This is a genomic window from Pseudomonas sp. XP2 (assembly GCF_053557975.1).
Genome location: NZ_JBNRIK010000012.1, coordinates 21472 through 42165, shown reverse-complemented (window position 1 = coordinate 42165; position 20694 = coordinate 21472). Strand labels below are relative to the sequence as shown.

The 20694-nt window shown below is 62.8% G+C and carries 21 protein-coding genes and 1 pseudogene; 11 read left to right on the top strand and 11 right to left on the bottom strand.

The annotated features are described in order from the left end of the window. Nucleotide 1: 1 nt before the first annotated feature. Together ACK1VC_RS14815 and ACK1VC_RS14810 are read right to left on the bottom strand one after the other, a co-directional pair. The gene (locus ACK1VC_RS14815) at nucleotides 2-670 is read right to left on the bottom strand and encodes a TetR/AcrR family transcriptional regulator (RefSeq protein WP_023047286.1); all 669 of its coding nucleotides are present in this window, start codon (nucleotides 668-670) and stop codon (nucleotides 2-4) included. 208 nt (nucleotides 671-878) lie between these two features. Further along, nucleotides 879-2633, bottom strand: coding sequence for a phosphoethanolamine transferase CptA (locus tag ACK1VC_RS14810; protein WP_080641008.1), 1755 nt, complete (start codon nucleotides 2631-2633; stop codon nucleotides 879-881). A gap of 204 nt (nucleotides 2634-2837) precedes the next feature. On the opposite strand from ACK1VC_RS14810, the gene ACK1VC_RS14805 reads away from it, so the two are divergent. Further along, complete coding sequence (locus tag ACK1VC_RS14805; protein WP_016486084.1) at nucleotides 2838-2996, top strand: DUF2986 domain-containing protein; 159 nt, start codon at nucleotides 2838-2840, stop codon at nucleotides 2994-2996. A 232-nt stretch (nucleotides 2997-3228) separates the two neighbouring features. Here the strand turns inward: ACK1VC_RS14805 and ACK1VC_RS14800 are convergent, their stop codons facing one another. Then, nucleotides 3229-3603: a hypothetical protein gene (locus ACK1VC_RS14800; protein ID WP_191087500.1), complete on the bottom strand. Its 375-nt coding sequence runs from the start codon at nucleotides 3601-3603 to the stop codon at nucleotides 3229-3231. A gap of 204 nt (nucleotides 3604-3807) precedes the next feature. Further along, nucleotides 3808-4398, bottom strand: coding sequence for a biliverdin-producing heme oxygenase (locus ACK1VC_RS14795; protein ID WP_016486086.1), 591 nt, complete (start codon nucleotides 4396-4398; stop codon nucleotides 3808-3810). Between the two features lie 183 nt (nucleotides 4399-4581). Between ACK1VC_RS14795 and ACK1VC_RS14790 the strand changes: the two genes are divergently transcribed. After that, nucleotides 4582-5073 carry a GNAT family N-acetyltransferase gene (locus ACK1VC_RS14790; protein WP_023047290.1) on the top strand — a complete coding sequence of 164 codons (492 nt, stop codon included), beginning with the start codon at nucleotides 4582-4584 and terminating at the stop codon, nucleotides 5071-5073. A 14-nt stretch (nucleotides 5074-5087) separates the two neighbouring features. On the opposite strand, the gene ACK1VC_RS14785 is transcribed toward ACK1VC_RS14790, so the two are convergent. Next, complete coding sequence (locus ACK1VC_RS14785; RefSeq protein WP_060516341.1) at nucleotides 5088-5996, bottom strand: LysR family transcriptional regulator; 909 nt, start codon at nucleotides 5994-5996, stop codon at nucleotides 5088-5090. Between the two features lie 93 nt (nucleotides 5997-6089). Here ACK1VC_RS14785 and ACK1VC_RS14780 point away from each other — a divergent pair, with 93 nt between their 5' ends. The 7 genes from ACK1VC_RS14780 (at nucleotide 6090) to ACK1VC_RS14750 (ending at nucleotide 11877) form a co-directional block, all read left to right on the top strand. Next, a complete protein-coding gene (locus tag ACK1VC_RS14780; RefSeq protein WP_016486089.1) occupies nucleotides 6090-7037 on the top strand; it encodes a ketopantoate reductase family protein in 948 nt (315 codons plus the stop codon). Next, a complete protein-coding gene (locus tag ACK1VC_RS14775) occupies nucleotides 7034-7432 on the top strand; it encodes a VOC family protein (RefSeq protein WP_095114867.1) in 399 nt (132 codons plus the stop codon). Before ACK1VC_RS14780 ends, ACK1VC_RS14775 begins: the two co-directional genes overlap by 4 nt. Further along, nucleotides 7429-7884, top strand: a complete 456-nt coding sequence (locus ACK1VC_RS14770; RefSeq protein ID WP_095114868.1) for a MaoC family dehydratase — start codon at nucleotides 7429-7431, stop codon at nucleotides 7882-7884. Before ACK1VC_RS14775 ends, ACK1VC_RS14770 begins: the two co-directional genes overlap by 4 nt. Then, the gene (locus ACK1VC_RS14765; RefSeq protein WP_095114869.1) at nucleotides 7881-9113 is read left to right on the top strand and encodes a CaiB/BaiF CoA transferase family protein; all 1233 of its coding nucleotides are present in this window, start codon (nucleotides 7881-7883) and stop codon (nucleotides 9111-9113) included. The genes ACK1VC_RS14770 and ACK1VC_RS14765 overlap by 4 nt, the downstream gene beginning before the upstream one ends. Next, the gene (aroE, locus tag ACK1VC_RS14760) at nucleotides 9110-9928 is read left to right on the top strand and encodes a shikimate dehydrogenase (RefSeq protein WP_016486093.1); all 819 of its coding nucleotides are present in this window, start codon (nucleotides 9110-9112) and stop codon (nucleotides 9926-9928) included. Before ACK1VC_RS14765 ends, aroE begins: the two co-directional genes overlap by 4 nt. 3 nt (nucleotides 9929-9931) lie before the next feature. Beyond that, entirely contained in the window at nucleotides 9932-10369 is a 438-nt protein-coding gene (aroQ, locus tag ACK1VC_RS14755) for a type II 3-dehydroquinate dehydratase (RefSeq protein ID WP_095114871.1), read from the top strand. Nucleotides 10370-10464: 95 nt separating this feature from the next. Then, complete coding sequence (locus ACK1VC_RS14750) at nucleotides 10465-11877, top strand: MFS transporter (protein WP_024717939.1); 1413 nt, start codon at nucleotides 10465-10467, stop codon at nucleotides 11875-11877. Between the two features lie 28 nt (nucleotides 11878-11905). Here ACK1VC_RS14750 and ACK1VC_RS14745 read toward each other — a convergent pair whose 3' ends face one another. Continuing rightward, entirely contained in the window at nucleotides 11906-12682 is a 777-nt protein-coding gene (locus ACK1VC_RS14745; RefSeq protein ID WP_191087501.1) for a LysR family transcriptional regulator, read from the bottom strand. 122 nt (nucleotides 12683-12804) lie between these two features. On the opposite strand from ACK1VC_RS14745, the gene ACK1VC_RS14740 reads away from it, so the two are divergent. Next, on the top strand, nucleotides 12805-13536 hold the full coding sequence (locus ACK1VC_RS14740) for an SDR family oxidoreductase (RefSeq protein WP_095114872.1): 732 nt from the start codon (nucleotides 12805-12807) through the stop codon (nucleotides 13534-13536). 48 nt (nucleotides 13537-13584) lie between these two features. On the opposite strand, the gene ACK1VC_RS14735 is transcribed toward ACK1VC_RS14740, so the two are convergent. Both ACK1VC_RS14735 and ACK1VC_RS14730 read right to left on the bottom strand, forming a co-directional pair. Beyond that, nucleotides 13585-15090, bottom strand: coding sequence for a nucleobase:cation symporter-2 family protein (locus ACK1VC_RS14735; RefSeq protein ID WP_060516336.1), 1506 nt, complete (start codon nucleotides 15088-15090; stop codon nucleotides 13585-13587). 121 nt (nucleotides 15091-15211) lie between these two features. Continuing rightward, the gene (locus tag ACK1VC_RS14730; RefSeq protein WP_060516334.1) at nucleotides 15212-16585 is read right to left on the bottom strand and encodes an 8-oxoguanine deaminase; all 1374 of its coding nucleotides are present in this window, start codon (nucleotides 16583-16585) and stop codon (nucleotides 15212-15214) included. A gap of 194 nt (nucleotides 16586-16779) precedes the next feature. On the opposite strand from ACK1VC_RS14730, the gene ACK1VC_RS14725 reads away from it, so the two are divergent. Further along, on the top strand, nucleotides 16780-17991 hold the full coding sequence (locus tag ACK1VC_RS14725) for an MFS transporter (protein ID WP_095114874.1): 1212 nt from the start codon (nucleotides 16780-16782) through the stop codon (nucleotides 17989-17991). On the opposite strand, the gene ACK1VC_RS14720 is transcribed toward ACK1VC_RS14725, so the two are convergent. The 3 genes and pseudogenes from ACK1VC_RS14720 to psrA form a co-directional block, all read right to left on the bottom strand. Beyond that, complete coding sequence (locus tag ACK1VC_RS14720; RefSeq protein WP_016486100.1) at nucleotides 17961-18896, bottom strand: LysR family transcriptional regulator; 936 nt, start codon at nucleotides 18894-18896, stop codon at nucleotides 17961-17963. The genes ACK1VC_RS14725 and ACK1VC_RS14720 overlap by 31 nt on opposite strands. A gap of 189 nt (nucleotides 18897-19085) precedes the next feature. After that, a pseudogene (locus ACK1VC_RS14715) lies at nucleotides 19086-19271 on the bottom strand (LysR substrate-binding domain-containing protein); the annotation flags it as partial. Between the two features lie 128 nt (nucleotides 19272-19399). Then, entirely contained in the window at nucleotides 19400-20509 is a 1110-nt protein-coding gene (gene psrA / locus ACK1VC_RS14710; RefSeq protein ID WP_023047304.1) for an iron-containing alcohol dehydrogenase PsrA, read from the bottom strand. Nucleotides 20510-20694 lie beyond the last annotated feature (185 nt).

Genomic DNA, 20694 nt, shown 5'->3' with positions numbered 1-20694 from the left:
CTCAGCTGGGTGTGGCGTTGGCCTGGGCATGCTGCTGGCCAGCGTCCTGCAGGCCTGCAAGGGCAAAGCGGTAAAGCTGCACAGCAACGGCCTCGCTGGGCATCTGCAGAATTTCGTGCAGCGCCCCGGAGCCGCCGCGCGGGCCGATCAGCAGCATTGCCCACGGCGCTGTGACGCACAGGATGCAGCGGGTCAGGGCCGGTTCGTCGACGGGGATGGTGCTGACCTCGCTGAACAGCCCCTTGAGCAGTGACAGGCGCAGGGGGGCGGCCGCCTGCAGATGCGCCTGGCCATGAGGGCTGGGGGCGAGGATTTCTGCGGCCAGTACCCGCAAGTGCCAGTTGTCCCGGGCCTGCGTGGCCTTGTACACCACCAGTTCCACCAGCACGCGCAGCTTTTCGGCCGGTGTCTGGCTGCCTTGGGTGATGCGTTGCAGGTCGCTGAGGTCGAGGAAGCGTTGGCGGGCCTCGTCGAGCACGGCCAGGTACAGGCCATTGCGGCTGCCAAAATGGTAATTGATCGACGCCAGGTCGACCTCGGCCTTGGCCGCGACGGCCTTGTTGCTGGTTTCGGCGTAACCCAGTGCGGCGAACAGTTCGCCGGCGGCTTCGAGGATGCGCGTACGGGTGACGGCGCCGTCCTTGCGGGGTTCGCGGGGGGCTGCGGACATGGTGGGTACTCTGCAAACCAGGAATGTGGGCAGAGCGTGGCTGAGACTTAATCTAAAATCAATTTAAATTTAATTTATACGGCAAACGGCCTATCGCGATTCTTGTAGGAGCAGCCTTGTGCTGCGAAGAGGCCGGTACAGGCCACGCATCCGTATGCCTCCAATACCGGCCTCTTCGCAGCACAAGGCTGCCCCTACACGTGACGATCTACTGGTGATTACTGGCCGTTTCCTGCACTTGCCCGGGCTTGTCCAGTGGCAGGTGGTCGAACTCGCGCAAGCCATCCTTGCGGTACGGGTCACCAATCCAGCGTGGTGCCACGACAAATTCCGTGCTCACCAGGCTCTTGGCCGGCTCAAAGCGGTCGTAGCTCAGCCCGGCCAGGTCGGACAGGGTATGGATCAGGTGCGAACTGCTGTAAGGGCGGCTGGCCATCGCCTGCAGGTCGCGGGGGTGCTCGGCCTGCCAGCGTGGCGAGGTCCACAGCAGGAACGGGATGGTGTACATCGGCCGGGTCGGTGCGCCTTCGTTGCGCCCCAGGCGGTCGTGGTTACCGGAGCTGTACACGTCTTCGCCGTGGTCAGACAGGTACAGCAGGAAGCCATTGGGGCTGCCGGCCGCATAACGCTTGATCAGGCTCGAAACCACGTAGTCGTTGTAGCGCACCGCGTTGTCGTAGAAGTTGTAGGTTTCTACCTGGTCTGGCGTCAGCACTTTCGGTACGCCTTGGCCATCGGTGAAGTGCGCGTAGTCGTTCGGGTAGCGAAAGCGATAGTCCATGTGCGTGCCCAGCAGGTGCACAATGATGAACTTGTTTGGCGCCGGGTCTTGCAGGGCCTTCTCGAACGGCGCCAGCACCACGTCATCGTACTGGCTGGCGTTCTGGTTGCGCTGGTTGTTCAGGTAGACCGGCGCGTCGGTCTGCTGCGAGAAGGTGGTCAGCATGGTGTTGCGCTTGGTCATGGTCTGCTGGTTGGTGATCCAGAAGGTCTTGTAGCCTGCCTGTTTCATCAGGTTGATCAGCGAGGGATCGGTAAGGAAGCGGTCCGGGTTTTGCTCGTTGCCAAAGGTGAGGATCTGCTGCATCACCTCAATGGTGTACGGGCGTGGGGATACCACGTCGCGGAACACCGTCAGGCCCTTGTCGCTGGCCGCCAGCGCGTCGAGGTTGGGTGTGGTGTCGCGGTTGTAGCCGTACAGGTGCATGTGCTCGCGGGTGGTGGACTCGCCCAGCACCAGCACCAAGGTGCGTGGCGCCGTACCGCTGCTGTCACGCAGGTTTTGCAGAGGCGGTAACGCGGCATTCTGCGCCAGCAACTCCTGCATGTTGTCCAGTTGCTGGCGGTACTGACGGTAGCCCACCAGCAGTTGCCAGGGCACGGCGGGCTCCATGCGCTGCTGCACCTTCTCGGCGGCATCGGCGAAGTTGCGCTCCTGGGTGACCATCTGCTTGTAGAACGGGTACACCAGGTTGGCCACCAGCAACAGGGCCACCACCGGCAGGCGGCTGCGCAGGGGCAGGCTGACCGGGCGCACGCGCTTCCACAGCAGTACCGCACCCAGCGTGTACAGCAGCAGCGCCAGGCCCAGCCACACACTGAAGTACTGGCTGAAGTATTCACCGGCCTCGGCGGTATTGGATTCGAACATCACGAAGATGACGCTTTGCGAGAACTCCTGGCGATAGATGCCGAAGTAGCTCAAGCCCACCAGCGATGCAGCCCACAGCACCAGGCCGATGACGGCCGCCGTGGCACGGGTGAAGCGGGGCAGCAGCAACACCGGGGCCAGCCACAGGCTGCTGAGGAAGAACGCATCGCGAAAACCGGCGAAGCCGGTAGTACCGCTGAACAACAGCAATGCCTGGGTGACGCCAGAGAAGTACCAGAAGAACAGCAGCAGCCAGCCCAGGCCGGCCCAGTCCACGCGCGTGCGCACGGTGGGGGATGTAGTGTGTGACACGTATGCCTCGTCGTACCTTGACGGCCAGCGGATGTGCCCGTGACCTTAAAGGGCGTGACGCTAATGTGCGGCGTGTGAAAATAACGTCAACGTGGCGACTGACAGGGGCTGGCCGGTTACCCGGCGCCATGTTTACTGGCGCAATACGCCGACCACACAGGTACTATGTGGTCTGCAAAACCGCACTGACAGGCCCTGTGGATTATGAATCGTCGAAAGAAAATCAAGCAGCTATTGGAGGCGCATGCCAAGAAGGCCAATGCCAAACTGGCGCCGCGCAAGCCCAAGTACATCTGCAAGGCAGACCGCTTGAAGATGGAAGCAGAGGCGGCGGGGGATACCCCTGATGCAGCGCAAAGCTGATAGCGGAATTGGAAACTTACCCTGTGGGAGCGGCCTTGCGTCGCGATAGGGCCGCATAGCGGCCCCAGATTTCAACGTCACGGCAACCCTTGCCGGGGCTGCTTTCACAGGTACTGCATAAGTCTGAAGCTTGCGCTGTACCTGTGGGCGCTGGCCAGGCGGCGATGAGGCCAGATCAAGCAGCACCAGACAGCTGTCCCACAGAGCGTGCGACCCGCATCAGGCGTGATGGTCAACGGCGGTAATAACGGTAGTCGCCATGGTGGCGCTGGTGCATGGCCCGCTCATGACGGCGCTCCCAATCATGGCGCCGTTCCCAGTCACGCCGCCGCTCCCAGTCCCGCCGGGCTTGCTCCCGCCGCCACTGCTCACGGCGCCAGTCGCTTCTGTGGTCATGCCAGCGGTCGTCGTCGTGAGCCAGCAGCGTGGCCGGCTGTGCATTGGCTACACTGGCCACCCTCGACCAGGGGTTGGCGGCAGGCTGTAACGGTGACTGAACCGCAGGCGCCATCGCCACCGGTGCTTTCATTTGAGTTGCGGATGCCGTGCCCACCGCCGCGAACGAGAACAGGCCGAGCAGCACCAACCTTGCGACATGTATTTTCATGAGCGAAGCCAACCTCTGATAACAATTGAGCCATCTGGCCAGCAGGTGTGGACGAACCTTGTCTCGCGTTCCGCTACCTTTCTGTGCCTCCCACATAGACCGGCAAACGGGAAAAAGTTCGCTACAGCAACAACTTGTAGAAATTTATGATGCCTGGTCACTACGTTCCACAAGCCTGACTGTGCGCGTGCAGCGATCTACTGTTCATTGGCTTGCGAACACTTCTCGCAGGTGTGCCCGGTAACTGTCGAACGCGGCAATCGTACCCACAATCACCTCGGCCTCTTGCTCGTCAGTCAGCACCAGGCCATCAAGCCTGGCCACGAACTCGCGCCAGTGCAACGCGCGCCCATCGGGGTGCGGTGCCAGGTGGCGGGCACCCTGATCGCCATCCAGGCCCAGGCGCTGGGTTTGCTTGAACAGGAACGCCGCCCCCAGGTTCGAGCCTTCACTGCAATACAGCCATCCCAGCGCCTGGGCCGGGCTGGCGCTGACTTGTCGAGGCGGCGCTGGCAGCGACAGGCCCAGGTCACGCAAGTCGTCCTCTACTGCCGCGAAGCGTGACAGCGCCACCAGGCCCGGCAGGCGCTGGTTGAGTTGGTCATCCTGGTAAAGCGCCACTAGGCTGCCATGAAAACGGTGCTGCACCTGCAGAAAGCGGCCATAACGCTCGTGGCTCTCGAAGGGCCGGGCCGCCATTACCAGTTGATCAACGCTGTCATGGTCCCGGCTGCTGGCCGCTTTCAGGCGTTGGCAGCGGCTCGGCTGCAAGAGGTCGGAGTGTACAGCTGTCATGGGTGTATCCGTGGCAAGAAGGCAATGTGTCAATCATGCTTGCCAGCAAGGGTAGGCGGCAAGCGCGAGCGAGAGCCCCGCACGTCGGTGGGTCGAAAAAACACCAGCCCTTGGGCTATAGGAGCGGCTTGCCCGCGACTGATTTAACATGGCTGACGCATTCAAGTTCCCCAGGAGCCAGTCATGAGTACCCTACAGTTCCGTACCCCCACCGTTGCAGACGCCGAGCGCTGCTACGCCATTGAAATCGGCGCCTATGAAGGAGATGAAGCGGCCACGCTGGAAAAAATCCGCACCCGCATCGCGCAGTATCCGCACGGCTTCCTCATCCTGGAAAACATGGGTGAAATCGTCGGCTTCATCAATAGCGGTTGCGCCTACGAAGTGGTCATGTCTGATGAAGACTTCAAGGAACTGGTCGGCCATGACCCGGCAGCACCGAACGTGGTGATCATGTCGGTGGTGGTGGACCCTGCGCACCAGGGCAACGGTTACGCCAAGCGGTTGATGGACGAATTCATCGCCCGCATGAAGGCGTCAGGCAAACAGGCCATTCACCTGATGTGCAAGCAGCAGCATGTGGCGCTGTACCAGAAGATGGGATATCAGTACGTCAAACCGTCGCCTTCGGACCATGGCGGCATGGCCTGGCATGAAATGATCCTCGCGCTGTAATCCATGGGCCAGGATCAGGCCGATCGACCGAAAAGACCGTGGATCATTTCCCTGAGCCAGCGGTTGCCACTGTCTTGGTGATAGCGCGCATGCCAGTGCTGTTTCACGGTGAAGCCCTCCACAGCGAATGGGCAGTCGTGCACTTGCAGGTCGTGCATGTCGGCAAGGGTCTGGCCGATATGCCTTGGTAGGGTGGCGACCAGGTCGGTGCTGCCAACGATCATCCCCAGCCCCAGGAACGCCGGGAGATCCAGCACGATCCGGCGCTCTATACCCGCCCGGGCCAGCCCCGCCTCCAGCAACTTCTGGCCGGTGCCTGCGCTGATCTGTACATGGCCTTCGGCTTGGTAGCGGGCCACATTCATGCCATGGGCGAGGCGCGGGTGCTGGCGATTGCTCAGGCACACCCAGTCCTGATCGAACAATACCTGCTGATACATCCCGCCTCCCAGCCAGGGCACAAAACCAATGGCCAGGTCGGCCTCGCCCGACTCCAGGGCACTTTCGCTATTGCCGTCGATGCGCGCCGCCTCCAGGCGAATGCCGGGGGCATGGCTGCGCAGGTAGTTGAGGATGCTCGGCAGCAAGGTGATATGGCTGGCATCGCTGACACACAGGCGAAAGTGTCTTTGCGCGGTGGCGGGTGTGAATTGCGGTTCCCACGCCGTCAGCCGACGCAGCGATTCGAGTACTTCGCGGCAGGGCCCGATCAACTGGTCGGCGCGCGGAGTCGGGGCCATGCCACCGGGGGTGCGGACAAATAACGGGTCGTTCAGTTGCTGACGCAGGCGGGCCAGCCAGATGCTGATGGTTGGCTGGCTTTGGCCCAGCTGCTCTGCGGCACGCGTAACGCTGCGGCAGTGATACAGCAGGTCGAACAGTTGCAGCAACTTGGGCTCGGGCAGGGCATCGGCGGCACTCATTATTGCAATTCTCAATAGGTGTATTGAGGCCATTGTATAGCCCGATCGGGAGACGCTGCATAAGGTAATCGCAAACCACAGGAGGTCTGCGATTTGAAAATCTGCATTCTGGGTGCCGGTGCCCTGGGCTGCGCTATTGGCGCGGCGCTGAGTGAGGCCGGGCACCAAACCTGGCTGCTCAACCGTGGCCGTGAGCATGTCGAAGCCATCAACCTGCACGGTTTGCAGGTACAGGACGAACACGGCGAGCGGCAAGTACGTGTCAATGCCACCACCGCTGCCAACGACGTGGGCGTGGTTGACCTGGTCGTAGTGTTGGTGAAGTCGTTCCACACCGCTGAAGCGATGGGCGGTGCCACGGCCCTGCTCGGGCCGCAGACGCTGGTACTGTCGCTGCAGAACGGTCTCGGGCATGAAGACATTCTGGCCGAGGTCGTCGGCAGAGCGCGAGTACTGGCGGGCAAAACCTATGTCGGCGGTGTGTTGTTGGCACCGGGTTCGATCCGAGCTGGCGTGGCGGGTAAGCACACTTACATCGGTGAACTGGACGGGCAACTGACGCCTCGCGTGCAGGCCATCGCCGAGGCCTTCAATGCTGCGGGGCTGGCCACCACGGTCAGTGACAATATCCTCGGCACCATGTGGGACAAGTTACTGGTGAATGTCGCAACCGGCGCGCTCAGCGGTATCACCATGCTCAGTTATGGCCAGCTGTACAGCGAACCGTTGCTCGAGAGCACCGCCAAGGCTGCCGTGGCCGAGGCAATGGCCGTTGCACAACGGGCCGGTATCAGGCTGGGCCTTACCAGCCCAGATGCGGCATGGGCACTGGCCGCCGAGGGCCTGCCGGCAAGCTTCCGTACCTCGATGCTGCAGAGCCTGGAAAAAGGCTCGATCACCGAAATCGACTTCATCAACGGCTCCGTCGTGCGCTGGGGCCAGCGCCATGGCGTTGCCACCCCCGTCAACGCGACCTTGGTGGCCTGTATCAAGGGCATTGAACGCGCGATGGCCGATCACCAGAAAAGGGATAACCCATGAGCCAGCCGAAAGCCTACCTCGAACACGTTGCCTTCTGGGTGCGCGACATTCAGTGGCATATCCGTTTCTTCAACGAAGTGTGCGGTATGGCCCTGCGAGAAGCGCAGGGCGATGTCGAGCAGCGCACGCAATACTGGACGCTGGGCGGCCTGCAGTTCATTCACCAGCCTGACTTCGCCGGGCCGGAGGGGCGCATGGCCCACCTGGGCATCATGTGCGAGGACCTCGAAGCAGCCCTTGCCGCAGCCCAGCGCTTCGGCGTCAGCGAAATGCCTCAGGGCCGCAACTGGCTGCGCCTGCCGGACGGTCTGGCGGTTGAGTTCATCCAGGCCTCGCCGGCCACTTGCGTCGCCCAGGCACTGGCCATCGACCCGCGTGCGGAGGTATCGGCATGAGCGTAGTGGAGAAATTCTGGGACGATGCCCGCGAAGGCGATGAATGCCTCAGCCCCACCTACACGGTAACCCGCGAGCGCATCCTGGCTTACGCCGCCCTTACCGGCGACCACACCCCGGTCCATGTCGATGAGGAATACGCCAATGCCAGCCATTTCGGCTGCCTGGTCGCCCACGGCTTGTTCGGGTTGTCGATCGCCGATGGCTTGAAGACCCAATGCCAATACCGCTTCGTGCCAGGCATGTCGCTGGGTTGGATGTGGGATTTCGTACTGCCGATCAAGGTCAACGATGTGCTGCAGGTACGCATGCGCGTGGGGTCGATGCGTCCCAGCAAAAGTCGCCCGGGCTGGGGCATCGTGGTTCTGCCGTCGGAACTGATCAACCAGAATGGCGAAGTCGTGCAGCGCGGTGAGCACCGCCTGATGGTGCCAAGGAGGGCAGAGGCATGAGCCAGGCGTTGCCTTTGGCGGGTATCCGCGTCATCGACTACAGCCACTTCCTCGCCGGCCCTTATGTGGGCCGCTGCCTGGCCGCGCTGGGTGCCGAGGTGATCAAGGTCGAACGGCCGGGCAGCGGCGATGCCGGGCGCCAGCATGCGTTTACCCTGGACGAGCAGCAGAGCGGCTACTTCCTGCAGTTGAACATGGGCAAGCTGGGCGTCAGCGTCAACATGAAGGACCCGCGTGGCAAAGCCTTCATGCAACGCCTGACCGATTCGGCCGACGTGTTCATCGAGAACTATCGTCCAGGTGCCCTGGACAAGCTTGGCCTTGGTTATGCCGAGCTGTCGGCGCGTAACCCGCGTCTGGTTTACTGCTCGATCTCCGCCTACGGCCACACCGGGCCTGATGCCCACCGCGCCGGCTTCGGGCTGATCGCCGAAGCCAAGAGCGGCATCATGCAGATGGTTGGCGTGCCGGGCGAAGCGCCGCCGTTGCTGCGCATTTCCCTTGGCGACATGTACACCGGTATCCATGCTGTAGCGGCGATCAACGCGGCGCTGCTGGGCAGGGTCAGCTCTGGACGCGGACAACATATCGACATGGCCCTGTACGACACGCTGGTGTCGATGCACGAGTATGCGGTGCAGTGCTACACGTTGTCGCAGGGCACAGTGCTACCCGAGCAGACCGGCCATGACATGCCGACCTCGACCCTGTATGGCGTCTTCCGCGCAGCCGATGGCGACCTGGTCATCGCCGCTCAGGTCGACGACGCCTGGCAGCGCTTCGCCGCCATGGTCGAGGCCAATGGCGGCCCGCCTGGGTTCGGTAGCGATGGCCGCTACCATAAGCTCAATGGCCGCAATGCACACCGCGAGGCGATTCTGGCGGTAGTCCGGGATTGGGTCGGTGTGCGTCGGGTCGCCGACATCTTGCAGCTGCTCGATGGCATCGACATTCCCAGCGCCAAAGTGCAACGCATTGATGAAGTGCTGGCCGATCCGCAGATTCAGGCTCGCAACATGGTCATCGAACAGCAGCACCCGCGCTACGGCACCTTGCGCCTGCCCAATCTGCCGTTCCGCTTTTCTGACTGCGATACCACGATCCATCAGGTTGCCCCGGACCTTGGCCAGCACAATGCCGAGGTCGCTGCGGGGCTTGGCTTCAGTCCCGAAGAAATCACCGCCATGCAAGCGGCCGGTGTGCTGTTCACCCACGGAGATGCACGATGAGCGACCGCTATGCAGTGATTGGCCGACCGATCAACCACACTAAATCCCCGTTGATCCACGGCCTGTTTGCCCAGGCCAGCGGTCAGACCCTGGAGTACGGCGCGATCGAGGGCGAGCTCGAGGGTTTCGAGACCCAGGTGCTGCAATTTTGCAGTGCTGGCGGGCGGGGCATGAATATCACAGCGCCATTCAAGCTGCGCGCCTTCGAGCTTGCCGACCGGCGCAGCGAGCGGGCTGAGCTGGCGCGGGCGGCCAATGCGCTAAAGTTCGAGGATGGCCATATCTTCGCCGAGAACTTCGATGGCATCGGCTTGCTGCGGGATATCGAAGAGAACCTCGGTGAGCCGCTGCGCAACCGGCGGGTGCTGATGCTCGGCGCCGGTGGTGCGGTTCGTGGCGCGTTACTGCCCTTCCTGCAGGCTGGGCCCAGCGAGCTGGTACTTGCCAATCGCGACATGAGCAAAGCCCTGGCGCTGCGCAACGAGCTGGATCACCCAAGGTTGCGTATCAGCCGTTACGAAGCGCTGGAAGGGCAAACGTTCGACATCGTGATCAATGCCACTTCTGCCAGCCTTGTCGGTGAACAGCCGCCGTTACCTGGCGGGGTACTTGGCGGCACGCGGCTGGCCTACGAACTGGCGTATGGCAAAGGCCTCACGCCTTTCCTGCGCCTGGCCGGGGAGCGGGGTGTGACACACCTGGCCGACGGCGTGGGCATGCTGGTCGAACAGGCGGCAGAAGCGTTTGCCTGGTGGCGCGGGGTGCGGCCCGATACGCGTGCGGTGATTGATCGCCTGACGATCCCGCTGGAGTAAGGCATGGTCGCCAATGTCCTGATGCTGCACGGCATCAACCACAACATGTTCGGCAAACGCGACCCGCGCCAGTACGGTACGGCCACGCTGGCCGATGTCGACCAGGCCTTGCGGGCGCTGGGCGAGGAACTGGGGGCGCGGGTCGAGAGCTTCCAGACCAACTTTGAAGGCGCCATGTGCGAGCGAATCCACCAGGCGTTTGTAGAACGGGTGGATGCGGTGCTGATCAATGCCGGGGCGTGGACGCATTACAGCTATGGTATTCGCGACGCACTGGCCATTCTCGAAGCGCCGGTGGTAGAAGTACATATGTCCAATATCCATGCCAGGGAGCCGTTCCGGCACCATTCGGTGTTTGCCGACGTGGTGCGGGGGCAGATCTGTGGCTTTGGCGTAGAGACCTACCTGCTGGCGTTGCGTGCGGCCATGCGCATGCTTTGAGCCAAGGCATCGACTTTTGTGGGCGTGGGCATGTCCGTGCCCACAGGGTGCGCTCAAAAGCCCATGATGCATCACCGACCCGAAGGAGCTCTACCGTGTCTAGCCCGGCAGTGACCAATACCTCCCGCCACGCTACCTGCATTGCCTTGCTGGTCGCTATCACCTTCTTCATGGAAAACCTCGACGCCACCGTGATTGCCACGGCACTGCCGCAAATGGCCAGTGACTTCGGTGAAAGCGCGGTCAGCCTGAATATCGGCATCAGTGCCTACTTGCTGGCCGTTGCGGTGTTCATCCCACTCAGTGGCTGGGTGGCCGACCGTTATGGCCCGCGACGGGTTTTTGCTGGCGCCATCGGGCTGTTTACCGTGGCTTCGTTGCTGTGCGGTATGGCCCCCAGCCTGGAAACCTTTGTCGGGGCTCGGGTACTGCAGGGCATTGGAGGTGCGCTGATGGTGCCGGTGGGCCGGTTGGTGGTGCTGCGCACAACCGAGAAAAAAGACCTGGTGAGAATGCTCGCGGTAATCACCTGGCCTGGCCTGGTGGCGCCAGTATTGGGCCCACCGCTTGGCGGCCTGATCGTCACGCATTGGTCGTGGCCCTGGATCTTTTACCTGAACATCCCCCTCGGGTTGCTGGCCATTGCGGCGGCCTGGCTACTGATTCCTGATGCGCGGTCAGCTGAAAAGCGCCGCTTCGACACGCTGGGGTTCGTTTGCCTGGCGTCGGCATGTGCAGCGTGGCTGGTCGGCCTGGAAATGCTTGGCTCTCTGGCGGGGGGTAGCCTGGGCGCCGGGCTGGCACTGGTGTCGCTGGGCGGCTTGCTTACCTGGTTGGCGATTCGCCATTGTCAGCGGCATCCATCGCCGCTTTTGCCACTGGATACCTTGTCTATCCCCACGTTCAGGGTCAGCATCGTGGGTGGGACCTTGTTCCGCCTCTCGATCAGTGCCTTGCCGTTCCTTATCCCGTTGCTGCTGCAGATTGGTTTCGGCTTGTCGCCGGTGGATGCCGGGCTGCTGGTACTGGCGATCTTCGCTGGCAACCTGGCGATGAAGCCGTTTACCACCGGCTTGCTGCGCCGCTATGGTTTCCGCCGCGTGTTGCTGGTCAACGGGCTGATTGGCGTTGGTTGCATTCTGGCTTGCCTGGGCTTGCAGCAAGGCATGCCGTGGTACGGGATGGCTGTGGTGTTGTTCGTGGGCGGGCTTTCGCGCTCGATGCAGTTCACCACCTACAACGCCGTCGGCTTTGCCGAAGTGCCCAAGCAGCAGATGGGCGAGGCGTCGACGTTATTCAGCATGTGCTTCCAGCTGGCGATGGCGTTGGGTGTTGCGGTGGTGGCATTGCTGCTGCGTGTGGCGATGATGGTGCGGGGCGGCGAAGGCGGGTTGACGGTCAGCGACTTCCACTGGGCGTTGATTGGCGTTGCCTTGATTGCCTGTGTGGCATTGGCCGATGCCATTCGCTTGCCGCGCAACGCCGGGGAACAGGTGCTGCGCACCTGAGACCAGCGACAGGGCCGGTACCGGTCACTCAACCCTGCAAGGCATCGCGCAACTGAATGACGCCGTCAAGCGTCAGCGCCTGGGCCGAGTAGCACAGGCCGATACGCCGGCGCAGGTCGAGCTGCGGCATTGGCTCGATGCGCACACCGCGGTGTTCGGTGGCAAGTGAGTCCGGCACGATCGCGGCACCCACGCCTGCGGCAACCAGCTCCAGAGCCAGGGCAAAGGTGTCTGCTTCTGCGACCAGAATACCGCTGTAGAAAGGTTGCAGGCGCTGATGGCTGGGCTGTGCGGGGCAGGTGACCCAGCGCGCTTGAGTAGTTGTTGTTTGGCGCGCAACCGCGAGCACGAACGGGTCGCTGTGCAGCGGCAGAAACAACTCATCTTCACAGCGCAATTCTTCGCTGGCCAGCCGCACCTCGCCCATGCAGCCGCTCACCAGTTGCAGGCGCACCGGGGGCTGAATGCCCGCCGCTGCCAGCACCACCTGGCCCAGCACAGCGGCACTCACGTCCTGCTCCACACCGATCTGCAACGGCGCACGTTCACGATCGCCTTTGAAACGGCCGAGCAGGCGGTTGGCGTCGGCGACCATGCGCTGCGCTTCGGGGTACAGCGCGCGGGCATCCTCGGTCACCTCGACGCCGCGGGCCTGGCGCACGAACAGCGTGGTGCCCAGCGCCTGCTCCAGTGCCCTGATGCTACCGGAAAGCGCCGGTTGGCTGAGGTGTATCGAACGCGCGGCGGCGGTGATGTTGCGTTCTTCGAACACGGCGATGAAGGCGCGAAGCTGGCGATAATCCATGAGGTACCCATAAGTGATGCCGATGGCTGCGAAAAGAATTTCCCATTTTTCGCAAGAAAAAGCAGCTTTTATACTTGCTCTACTTCTAACCCATAGGCAAATCGGATAACAGGATGGCGACCATGACCCACACCCATAAACCTTTGGTAGTCATTACCGGTGCCAGCTCCGGCATCGGCCTGGCCACCGCCAAGCTGCTGTCCAGCCGTGGCCACGCCCTGTTGCTGCTGTCCCGCCGTCTGGCACCCATGCAACAACTGCAGCTGCCCAACAGCCTGGCGCTGGCGGTCGATGTCACCGACCGCGCGGCTGTGCTGGCAGCCGTTGCTGAAGCCGAGACGCGCTTCGGCCCGGTAGACGCGATCATCAACAATGCCGGCGTGATGCTGCTGGGCAATATCGCTACCCAGGACCCAGAGCAGTGGGACCGTATGCTCGACGTCAACGTGCGTGGCCTGCTCAACGGGATCCATGCGGTCGCCAGTGGCATGGTCGAGCGCGGGCAGGGCACCATCATCAACGTGAGTTCCGTGGCCGGGCGCAAGGCCTTCCCCAACCATGTCGCCTATGTCGGGACCAAGTTCGCCGTTACCGGCCTGTCGGAAAACCTGCGTGAAGAACTGGCCCCGAGCAACGTGCGGGTAATCACCATCGAGCCGGGCGCAGTCGACACCGAACTGCTCAGCCACACGACCGATGCCGCCATCAAGGCAGGCTACAACGACTGGAAGCAGGAGATGGGCGGGGTGCTCACGGCCGAGACCATTGCCGAGACCATCGGTTTCGCCTATGGCCAGCCACAGTCCGTGTGCATCCGCGAAATCGTGGTGTGCGCTACCCGCCAGCAGCAATGACTGGCCCGATCGCGACATAAGGCCGCGCCAGGCTTTAGAGATGTGCTGTCAGTGCATGTGCGCCACTGGCACCTTGACCGGTTTCAAATGCCCCTCATCAGGCTCCATGATCGGCACCTCGTTGCCATGGCGGTCATACAGCTTGCCATCACGGAACACATCACCTTCATTCAGCCCGGCGATATCCCGGTAGCGCAGGGTGCGTTCGCTGGCAGCGACGAAGACCGACTGTTGGTCGGAGTTGCCGGCGCGCAGGTGGTTGAACAGCAAGTTGAGCAGAATCGCCATGATCGCCGCCGAGCTGATGCCGGAGTGGAAAATGGTCTCGAACCAGGTCGGGAAGTGGTGATAGAAGCCCGGGGCCGCGATCGGGATCATGCCAAAGCCGATCGAGGTGGCGACAATGATCAGGTTCATGTTGTTGCGGTAGTCCACCTGGGCCAGGGTGCGGATGCCGCTGGCTGCGACCGTGCCGAACAGCACCAGCCCGGCACCACCGAGTACGGCGGTAGGTACCGCGGCCACCAGTCTGCCCATGACCGGCAGCAGCCCCAGCGTGACCAGGATCAGGCCGGCGCTGGCCACCACGTAGCGGCTCTTGACCCCTGTCACGGCGACCAGGCCGACGTTCTGCGCGAAGGCACTTTGCGTGAACGAGCCGAACAACGGTGCCAAGGCGCTGGAGATCATGTCGGCCCGCAGGCCATTGCCCAGCCGTTTGGAGTCCACCGGGGTGCCGATGATTTCACCTACGGCCAGGATGTCTGCCGAAGTCTCCACCATGGTCACCACAATGACGATAAGCATCGACAGTATCGCTGCTACCTGGAACTGCGGGGCGCCAAAGTGCAGCACTTCGGGCATGGCCACCCACGGCCCTTGCAGCGCCTGGGAGAAATCGGCCATGCCGGTGGCCATCGCGGCCAGCGTGCCGATCACGATTGCCAGCAAGATCGACAGGCGCGACAGGCTGGCACTGCCCAGCTTGCTCAGCAGCAGTACCGAGGCCAGGGTGAACGCCGCCAGGCCGATGTTTGCCGGGCTGCCGAAGTCGGCGGCCTGGCTGTTGCCGCCCATGGCCCAGCGCGCGGTAACCGGCATCAGGGTCAGGCCGATGGTGGTGATGACGATGCCTGTCACCAGCGGTGGGAAGTACTTGATGATGCGCGAGAACAGCGGCGTGATCAGCAGGCCGACCAGTGATGACACGATTACCGCGCCGAACACCACCTGCATGCCGCCGGTGCCGTCATTGCCGATGATCGCAACCATGGTGGCGACGCTGGCAAAGGAAACCCCCTGCACCAGCGGCAAGCGGCAGCCGAAGAAGGGAATGCCCAAGGTCTGCAGCAATGTCGCCAGGCCACCGGCGAACAACGAGGCGGCAATCAGCAGGCCGACATCGCCAGCGCTGAGGCCTGCGGCCTGGCCGATGATCAGCGGTACGGCGATCATGCCGCCGTACATGGTCAGCACATGTTGCAGGCCATAGGCCAGGTTGGCGCCCACGCCGAGGTTCTCGTCTTCGGGACGAGGGGAAGCGGGAGAAGTCATGGTGAGTAGCTCGCTTTATTGTTTTATGCGTCTAACAGCACGGTCTCAGTCGCATTCGTTGAGTTTTGAGTGGGAGGCGTGGGCTACTGCAACCGGTCTTGGCCGCAGCAGCCCGGGTCCATCAGTTGCCGCTGACCAACTGGTGTGCCAGCTGGTTGTGGCGCTCCAGCACGCGTGGCAGGTCGACGGTGGCCAACTGGCCGTCTTTCACCACGACGCGGCCGTTGATCACGCTGGTGTGCACCTGGGTCGGGGTGCAGAACACCAGTGCCGCCAGCGGGTCGTGGTGGCCACCGGCATAGGCGACGTGGCCGAGGTCGAAGGCGACGAAGTCGGCGACCATGCCCGGGGCCAGGGCGCCGATGTCGTTGCGGTTGAGCACCTTGGCGCCGCCGAGGGTGGCGATTTCCAGTGCTTCGCGGGCGGTCATGGCGTCGGGGCCGAAGCCTACCCGCTGCAGCAGCAGGGCCTGGCGCACTTCACCGATCATGCTGGCGCCGTCGTTGGAGGCAGAGCCGTCGACCCCAAGGCCCACCGGTACGCCGTGGTCGCGCATCTTGCGTATCGGGGCAATGCCCGAGGCCAGGCGCATGTTCGAGCATGGGCAGTGGGCGACGCCGGTGCCGGTGCGGGCGAACAGCTCGATGCCGTGCTGGTCGAGCTGCACGCAGTGGGCATGCCATACGTCGTGACCGACCCAGCCGAGGTCCTCGGCGTACTCGGCAGGGGTCATGCCGAACTTTTCGCGGCTGTAGGCGATGTCGTTCACGTTCTCAGCCAAGTGAGTGTGCAGCGACACGCCATAGTGGCGTGCCAGCACGGCGGCTTCGCGCATCAGGTCACGGCTGACCGAGAAGGGTGAGCAGGGTGCTACCACGATGCGGCGCATCGAGCCGTGGCTGGCATCGTGGTAGTCCTCGATCAGGCGTTGGGATTCCTTGAGGATGTCAGCTTCCTTTTCCACCACCGCGTCCGGCGGCAGGCCGCCCTGGCTCTGGCCCACGCTCATGCTGCCGCGCGCGGCGTGGAAGCGCATGCCGATCTCGGCGGCGGCGTGGATGCTGTCGTCCAGCTTGCAGCCGTTGGGGTAGATGTACAGGTGGTCGCTGGAGGTGGTGCAGCCCGACAGGATCAGTTCGGCCATGGCGGTCTGGGTCGACACCGCGATCATCTCAGGGGTCAGGCGCGCCCAGATCGGGTACAGGTTGGTCAGCCAGTTGAACAGCTCACCGTCCTGGGCTGCCGGCACCACGCGAGTGAGGCTCTGATACATGTGGTGGTGGGTGTTGACCAGGCCTGGGATGACCACTTTGCCGGCCATGTCGAGGACCACGTCGGCCTGTTGTGGCAGGGTGTCGGTGGGGCCGACCTGGGTGATCAGGTTGTCTTCGATGTACAGGCCGCCATTCTTGATCTCGCGGCGTTCGCCGTCCATGGTGACCAGAAGTGCGGCGTTTTTGACGAGGAGGGTTTTCTTACCGGTTGCAGATAACATGGCTTAAGCCCGTTGCAATACGCCTTGGCGATTACCGAGGTCGTAGGCGAGGGATAATGTAATCAGGAAACCTGTAAGTTGTATACATTCAACTGCAATTGATGATCTTGATTCATTCAATTCGTGAAAAATAACCAAAAATAGGAATTTTATTTACCAATAGACTGGCAGCATCTTTTCTGGAGCCTGTTTTGATGTCTGCTTTTGAACCCCGCCTTGGGGCTACTGCCACTGGCCGTACTGCTGCAATCAGCGTCGCGATCCTTGCCTTTTCGGCCTTTTTGATCGTCACCACCGAGTTCCTGATTGTCGGCTTGTTGCCCGCGCTCAGCCAGGACCTGGGGGTTTCCATTTCGATGGCGGGCCAGTTGGTCACGCTGTTTGCCTTTACTGTGATGCTAGCCGGCCCATTCCTGACGGCGGCATTGGCGCACCTGGACCGCAAGCGGTTATTCATCACCATTCTGCTGGTATTTGCCGCAGCCAATGCATTGGCTGCGGCCTCGACCAGTTTCTGGGTGCTGGCCATCGCGCGGGTCGTGCCGGCACTGGCGTTGCCGGTGTTCTGGGGCACGGCCAGTGAAACGGCCGGCCAGTTGGCCGAGCCTGATAAAGCAGGGCAAGCCATTTCCAAGGTGTACCTGGGCATCTCGGCGGCGATGTTGCTGGGTATTCCGCTGGGCACCGTGGCGTCCAATGCCGTGGGTTGGCGTGGCGCATTCTGGGTACTGGCCGCCCTGTCGTTGCTGATGGCACTGGCCATGTGGGTGTGGATGCCGCACGTTGCACGCGCGGCAAAAGTCGACTTCATGCAGCAGGCACGTATTTTCAAAGAGCGCTTTTTCCTCGCCAATGTGCTGCTTTCGGTGGTGGTGTTCACCGCGATGTTCACAGGTTACAGCTACCTGGCCGAGCTGCTGCAGCGGGTGGCGGGTGTACCACCCGCGCACACCGGTTGGTGGCTGATGGGCTTTGGCGCGGTGGGCCTGCTCGGCAACTGGATGGGTGGGCGGGCGGTGGACCGTTCACCGCTCAGGGCGACGGCGCTGTTTCTGGTGCTGCTGGCCATCGGCATGGCGGCAATCGTGCCGTTGGCCCATGCAGGTCTGGTGTTCTGCCTGGCACTGGGGGTGTGGGGTGTGGCCAACACGGCGCTGTACCCCGTCAGCCAGGTGCGGGTGATGGGTGCTGTGACGCATGCCCAAGCCTTGGCCGGTAGCACCAATGTGTCCGCGGCCAATGCGGGGATTGGCTTGGGCGCTGTACTCGGTGGCTTGACCATCCCTGGCCTGGGTATCGAATACCTGGGCTATGTTGCCGCAGGCGTGGCGCTGGTAGCGCTGGGGCTTGTGCCGCTGGTCGCCAGCCTTGCGCATCAGCGCGCATCGCTTGCCCGCGTACCATGAGGCGCCAGCCGAGGCAGCAGGTAGTCCAGCAGCGCGCGGACCTTGGGTAGCCCCTCGCGGCTTTTGAGCCACACCAGGTTCATCGGCAGGCCGTCGGTGGCCAGCGCGGGCAACACTTCGACCAGGCGCCCTTGATCGAGGTGTTGCTGGGTCAGCCAGGTAGGTAGCTGGCCAATGCCATGACCGGCCAGCACCGCTGCAACTTCCCCTTCGCCGTCGCCTACCGCGATGCGCGGCTGTACGGTGCGGCGTTCCATTTCGCCAGCTTGGCGGCCCTTGAAGAACCAGGGGCTGACCCTGCCGTCGGTATGCCCGTAGCCGACGCAGTGGTGGTGTTCAAGGTCGCGTTCGTCTTGCGGTACGCCGTGCTTTTCCAGGTAGGCGGGTGCGGCACAGAACATCAGGCGCTGGGCGCCAAAATACTGGTGGCCGAGCGCCGCCGGCCAGGCATCCGGGCCACCGATGCGCACCACGATATCGATGCCCTCGTGTACCGGGTCGACGAAGCGGTCAGAAAACGACACGTGCGGCTGCAGCAAAGGGTGCAGGCGAATGAAGTCAAGGATCAGCGGCAGCACATGCAGGCGGCCGTATGAGGCTGGCAGTTCTATGCGGACTTTGCCATGGGGTTCGTTGTCGCGGGTGACCAGCGCGTGCTCAACCTCTTCCAGGTCGGCCAGGACCGAGGTGCAGGTGCGGTAGAAGATGACGCCAGCCTCGCTGAGCGACAAGGTGCGTGTGGTGCGGTTGAACAGGCGTGCCCCCAGGCGGGCCTCGAGCCGGGCCACGCTTTTGCTGATGGCCGAACTGGTGAGGCTGAGCCGCTCTGCGGCTGCCGTGAAGCTGCCCAGATCAGCGACGGCAACGAATACATCAATGCCTTTGAGGCGTTCGGAGGAGTGCATGACCGGCCTTTTTGATGAATTTATTTCCATTGTCAGTGGAGCATATTGAATGCTGACAAGGAAATTTCATCAATGGCGTATGTGTATCAGCCCTTCGTGCAGCAGCAGGTTTGCCCGCGAAACAGATGACGCGTTGTTCGCAGGCAAACCGGGCCATGCCGTCAGGTTCAACTGCCCTGCGGCATTTCTCCACGCGCCAGCCCGGTTAACCATGGCCAGAATCGGGTAGTTGCGGTAAAGCCGGGTGCTCAGGCGCTGGTCGAACTCCAACAGGGCCAAGATGGCCAGGTCGATGTCGAAGTTGTACACCCGCTCCAGTGTCCCGGCTTCGCTGCCGAACGACGTCTCCAGTTCGATTTGCGGGTAGCGCGCCATTGCGCGAGGCGAAACGGCATTGTGCTGGGCAGCGCGCCAGTCAGGGTTTGTGCACGGTTCATGACGGTTTCCTTTTGTTCTCTGGCGCCGGCCCACGGGGCACGGCGAGTCGGCACTCTTGAAAGGTGCTACAGGAAAAACGCGAAATGCCCGGCGGCTTGCGCGCCGATGAAATTGCGCCCGCGGGCGCCCTGCATTGCGGCGTCGATCATCGCCTCGGCCTCGGCGGCTGTCACGCCATAGTCTGCAAATTCAGTGCGCACGCCCAGCTGATGGAGAAATGCTCGCAAGCGCTGTTGGGCCGCTGCCAGGTCGCGGCCGAAGGCCTTCTGCAAGGTCTGGTCACGCTCGGCATCACGGCCCCAGGCCAGGCCCAGCACCAACGGCAGGGTGAAGGAGCAGGCGATGCCGTGGGGCAGGCCATGGCGCAAGGTCATTTCGTAGGAAATGGAGTGAGCCAAAGCGGTCTTGGTGTTGGAAAAGGCCAGCCCGGCCTTCAGTGCAGCCAACGCCATGCGTGCCCGCAGCTCGCGGTTGCCCAGGTCCTGCTGCAGGCGTGGCAGGCAGTCGAGAATATCGTCGATGGCCGACAGGGCGAAGGTGTCGGAAAGCGGATTGGCGTTGTGGTTCCAGATCGATTCCAGCGCGTGGGACAAGGCATCCAGCCCGGTGGATACCGTCACCCCGGCCGGGACGCTGAGCATCAGTTCCGGGTCGATCAGCGCCACGCTGGGCCATGTACAGGTCAGGTGCAGCGAGTACTTCTTCTGCTGGCCGGCGTCCCACAAGGTGGCCCATGGCGTCACCTCGCTGCCGGTGCCAGCGGTGGTGGGTGCTGCTACCAGGGTCTTGTGTCGCGCCGGGGTGAACGGTTTGCCGCTGGCCAGCAGCTCGAGCAGTTCATCGAAGTGGCCAGAAGCGGTACCGACGATCAGCGCCTTTGCGGTATCGATGGCGCTGCCTCCGCCCAGCGCCAGCACCGTATCGCAGTCGCCGTGCCGTGCCCAGAACGCTTCGTGCACACCCCGCAGCCAGGCGACATCCGGGTTGGGTTGCACCTTGTCGATCACACACACCAGTCGCTCGCCCAGCAGGCTGCGTACCCGCGCGACCAGTCCGAGCTGTTCGGCCTCGGGGAAGGTGACCAGGGCGACCTTGCCGGGGCAGTGTTGGGCGATCTGATCCAGGCTGCCACCGCCAAAAATGGTGGTGACCGGGTTGTGGAAGCAGGCAGGCATGGGCAGTTCCTTATTGTTGTTGGAAGGTGCAGCCATGCTCGTCGGCGGGCAGGTTTCGATCCAATCGATTGATTGCAGGGGGCTATCGGTTGAGCCGATAGCTGGTGCAAGGGGCATGGGCTTGAACTCCAGGCATGGTCTGCCCGTCGCGCGCCAACCGGGCGCACGCGGCAAGGGGTGGTTGG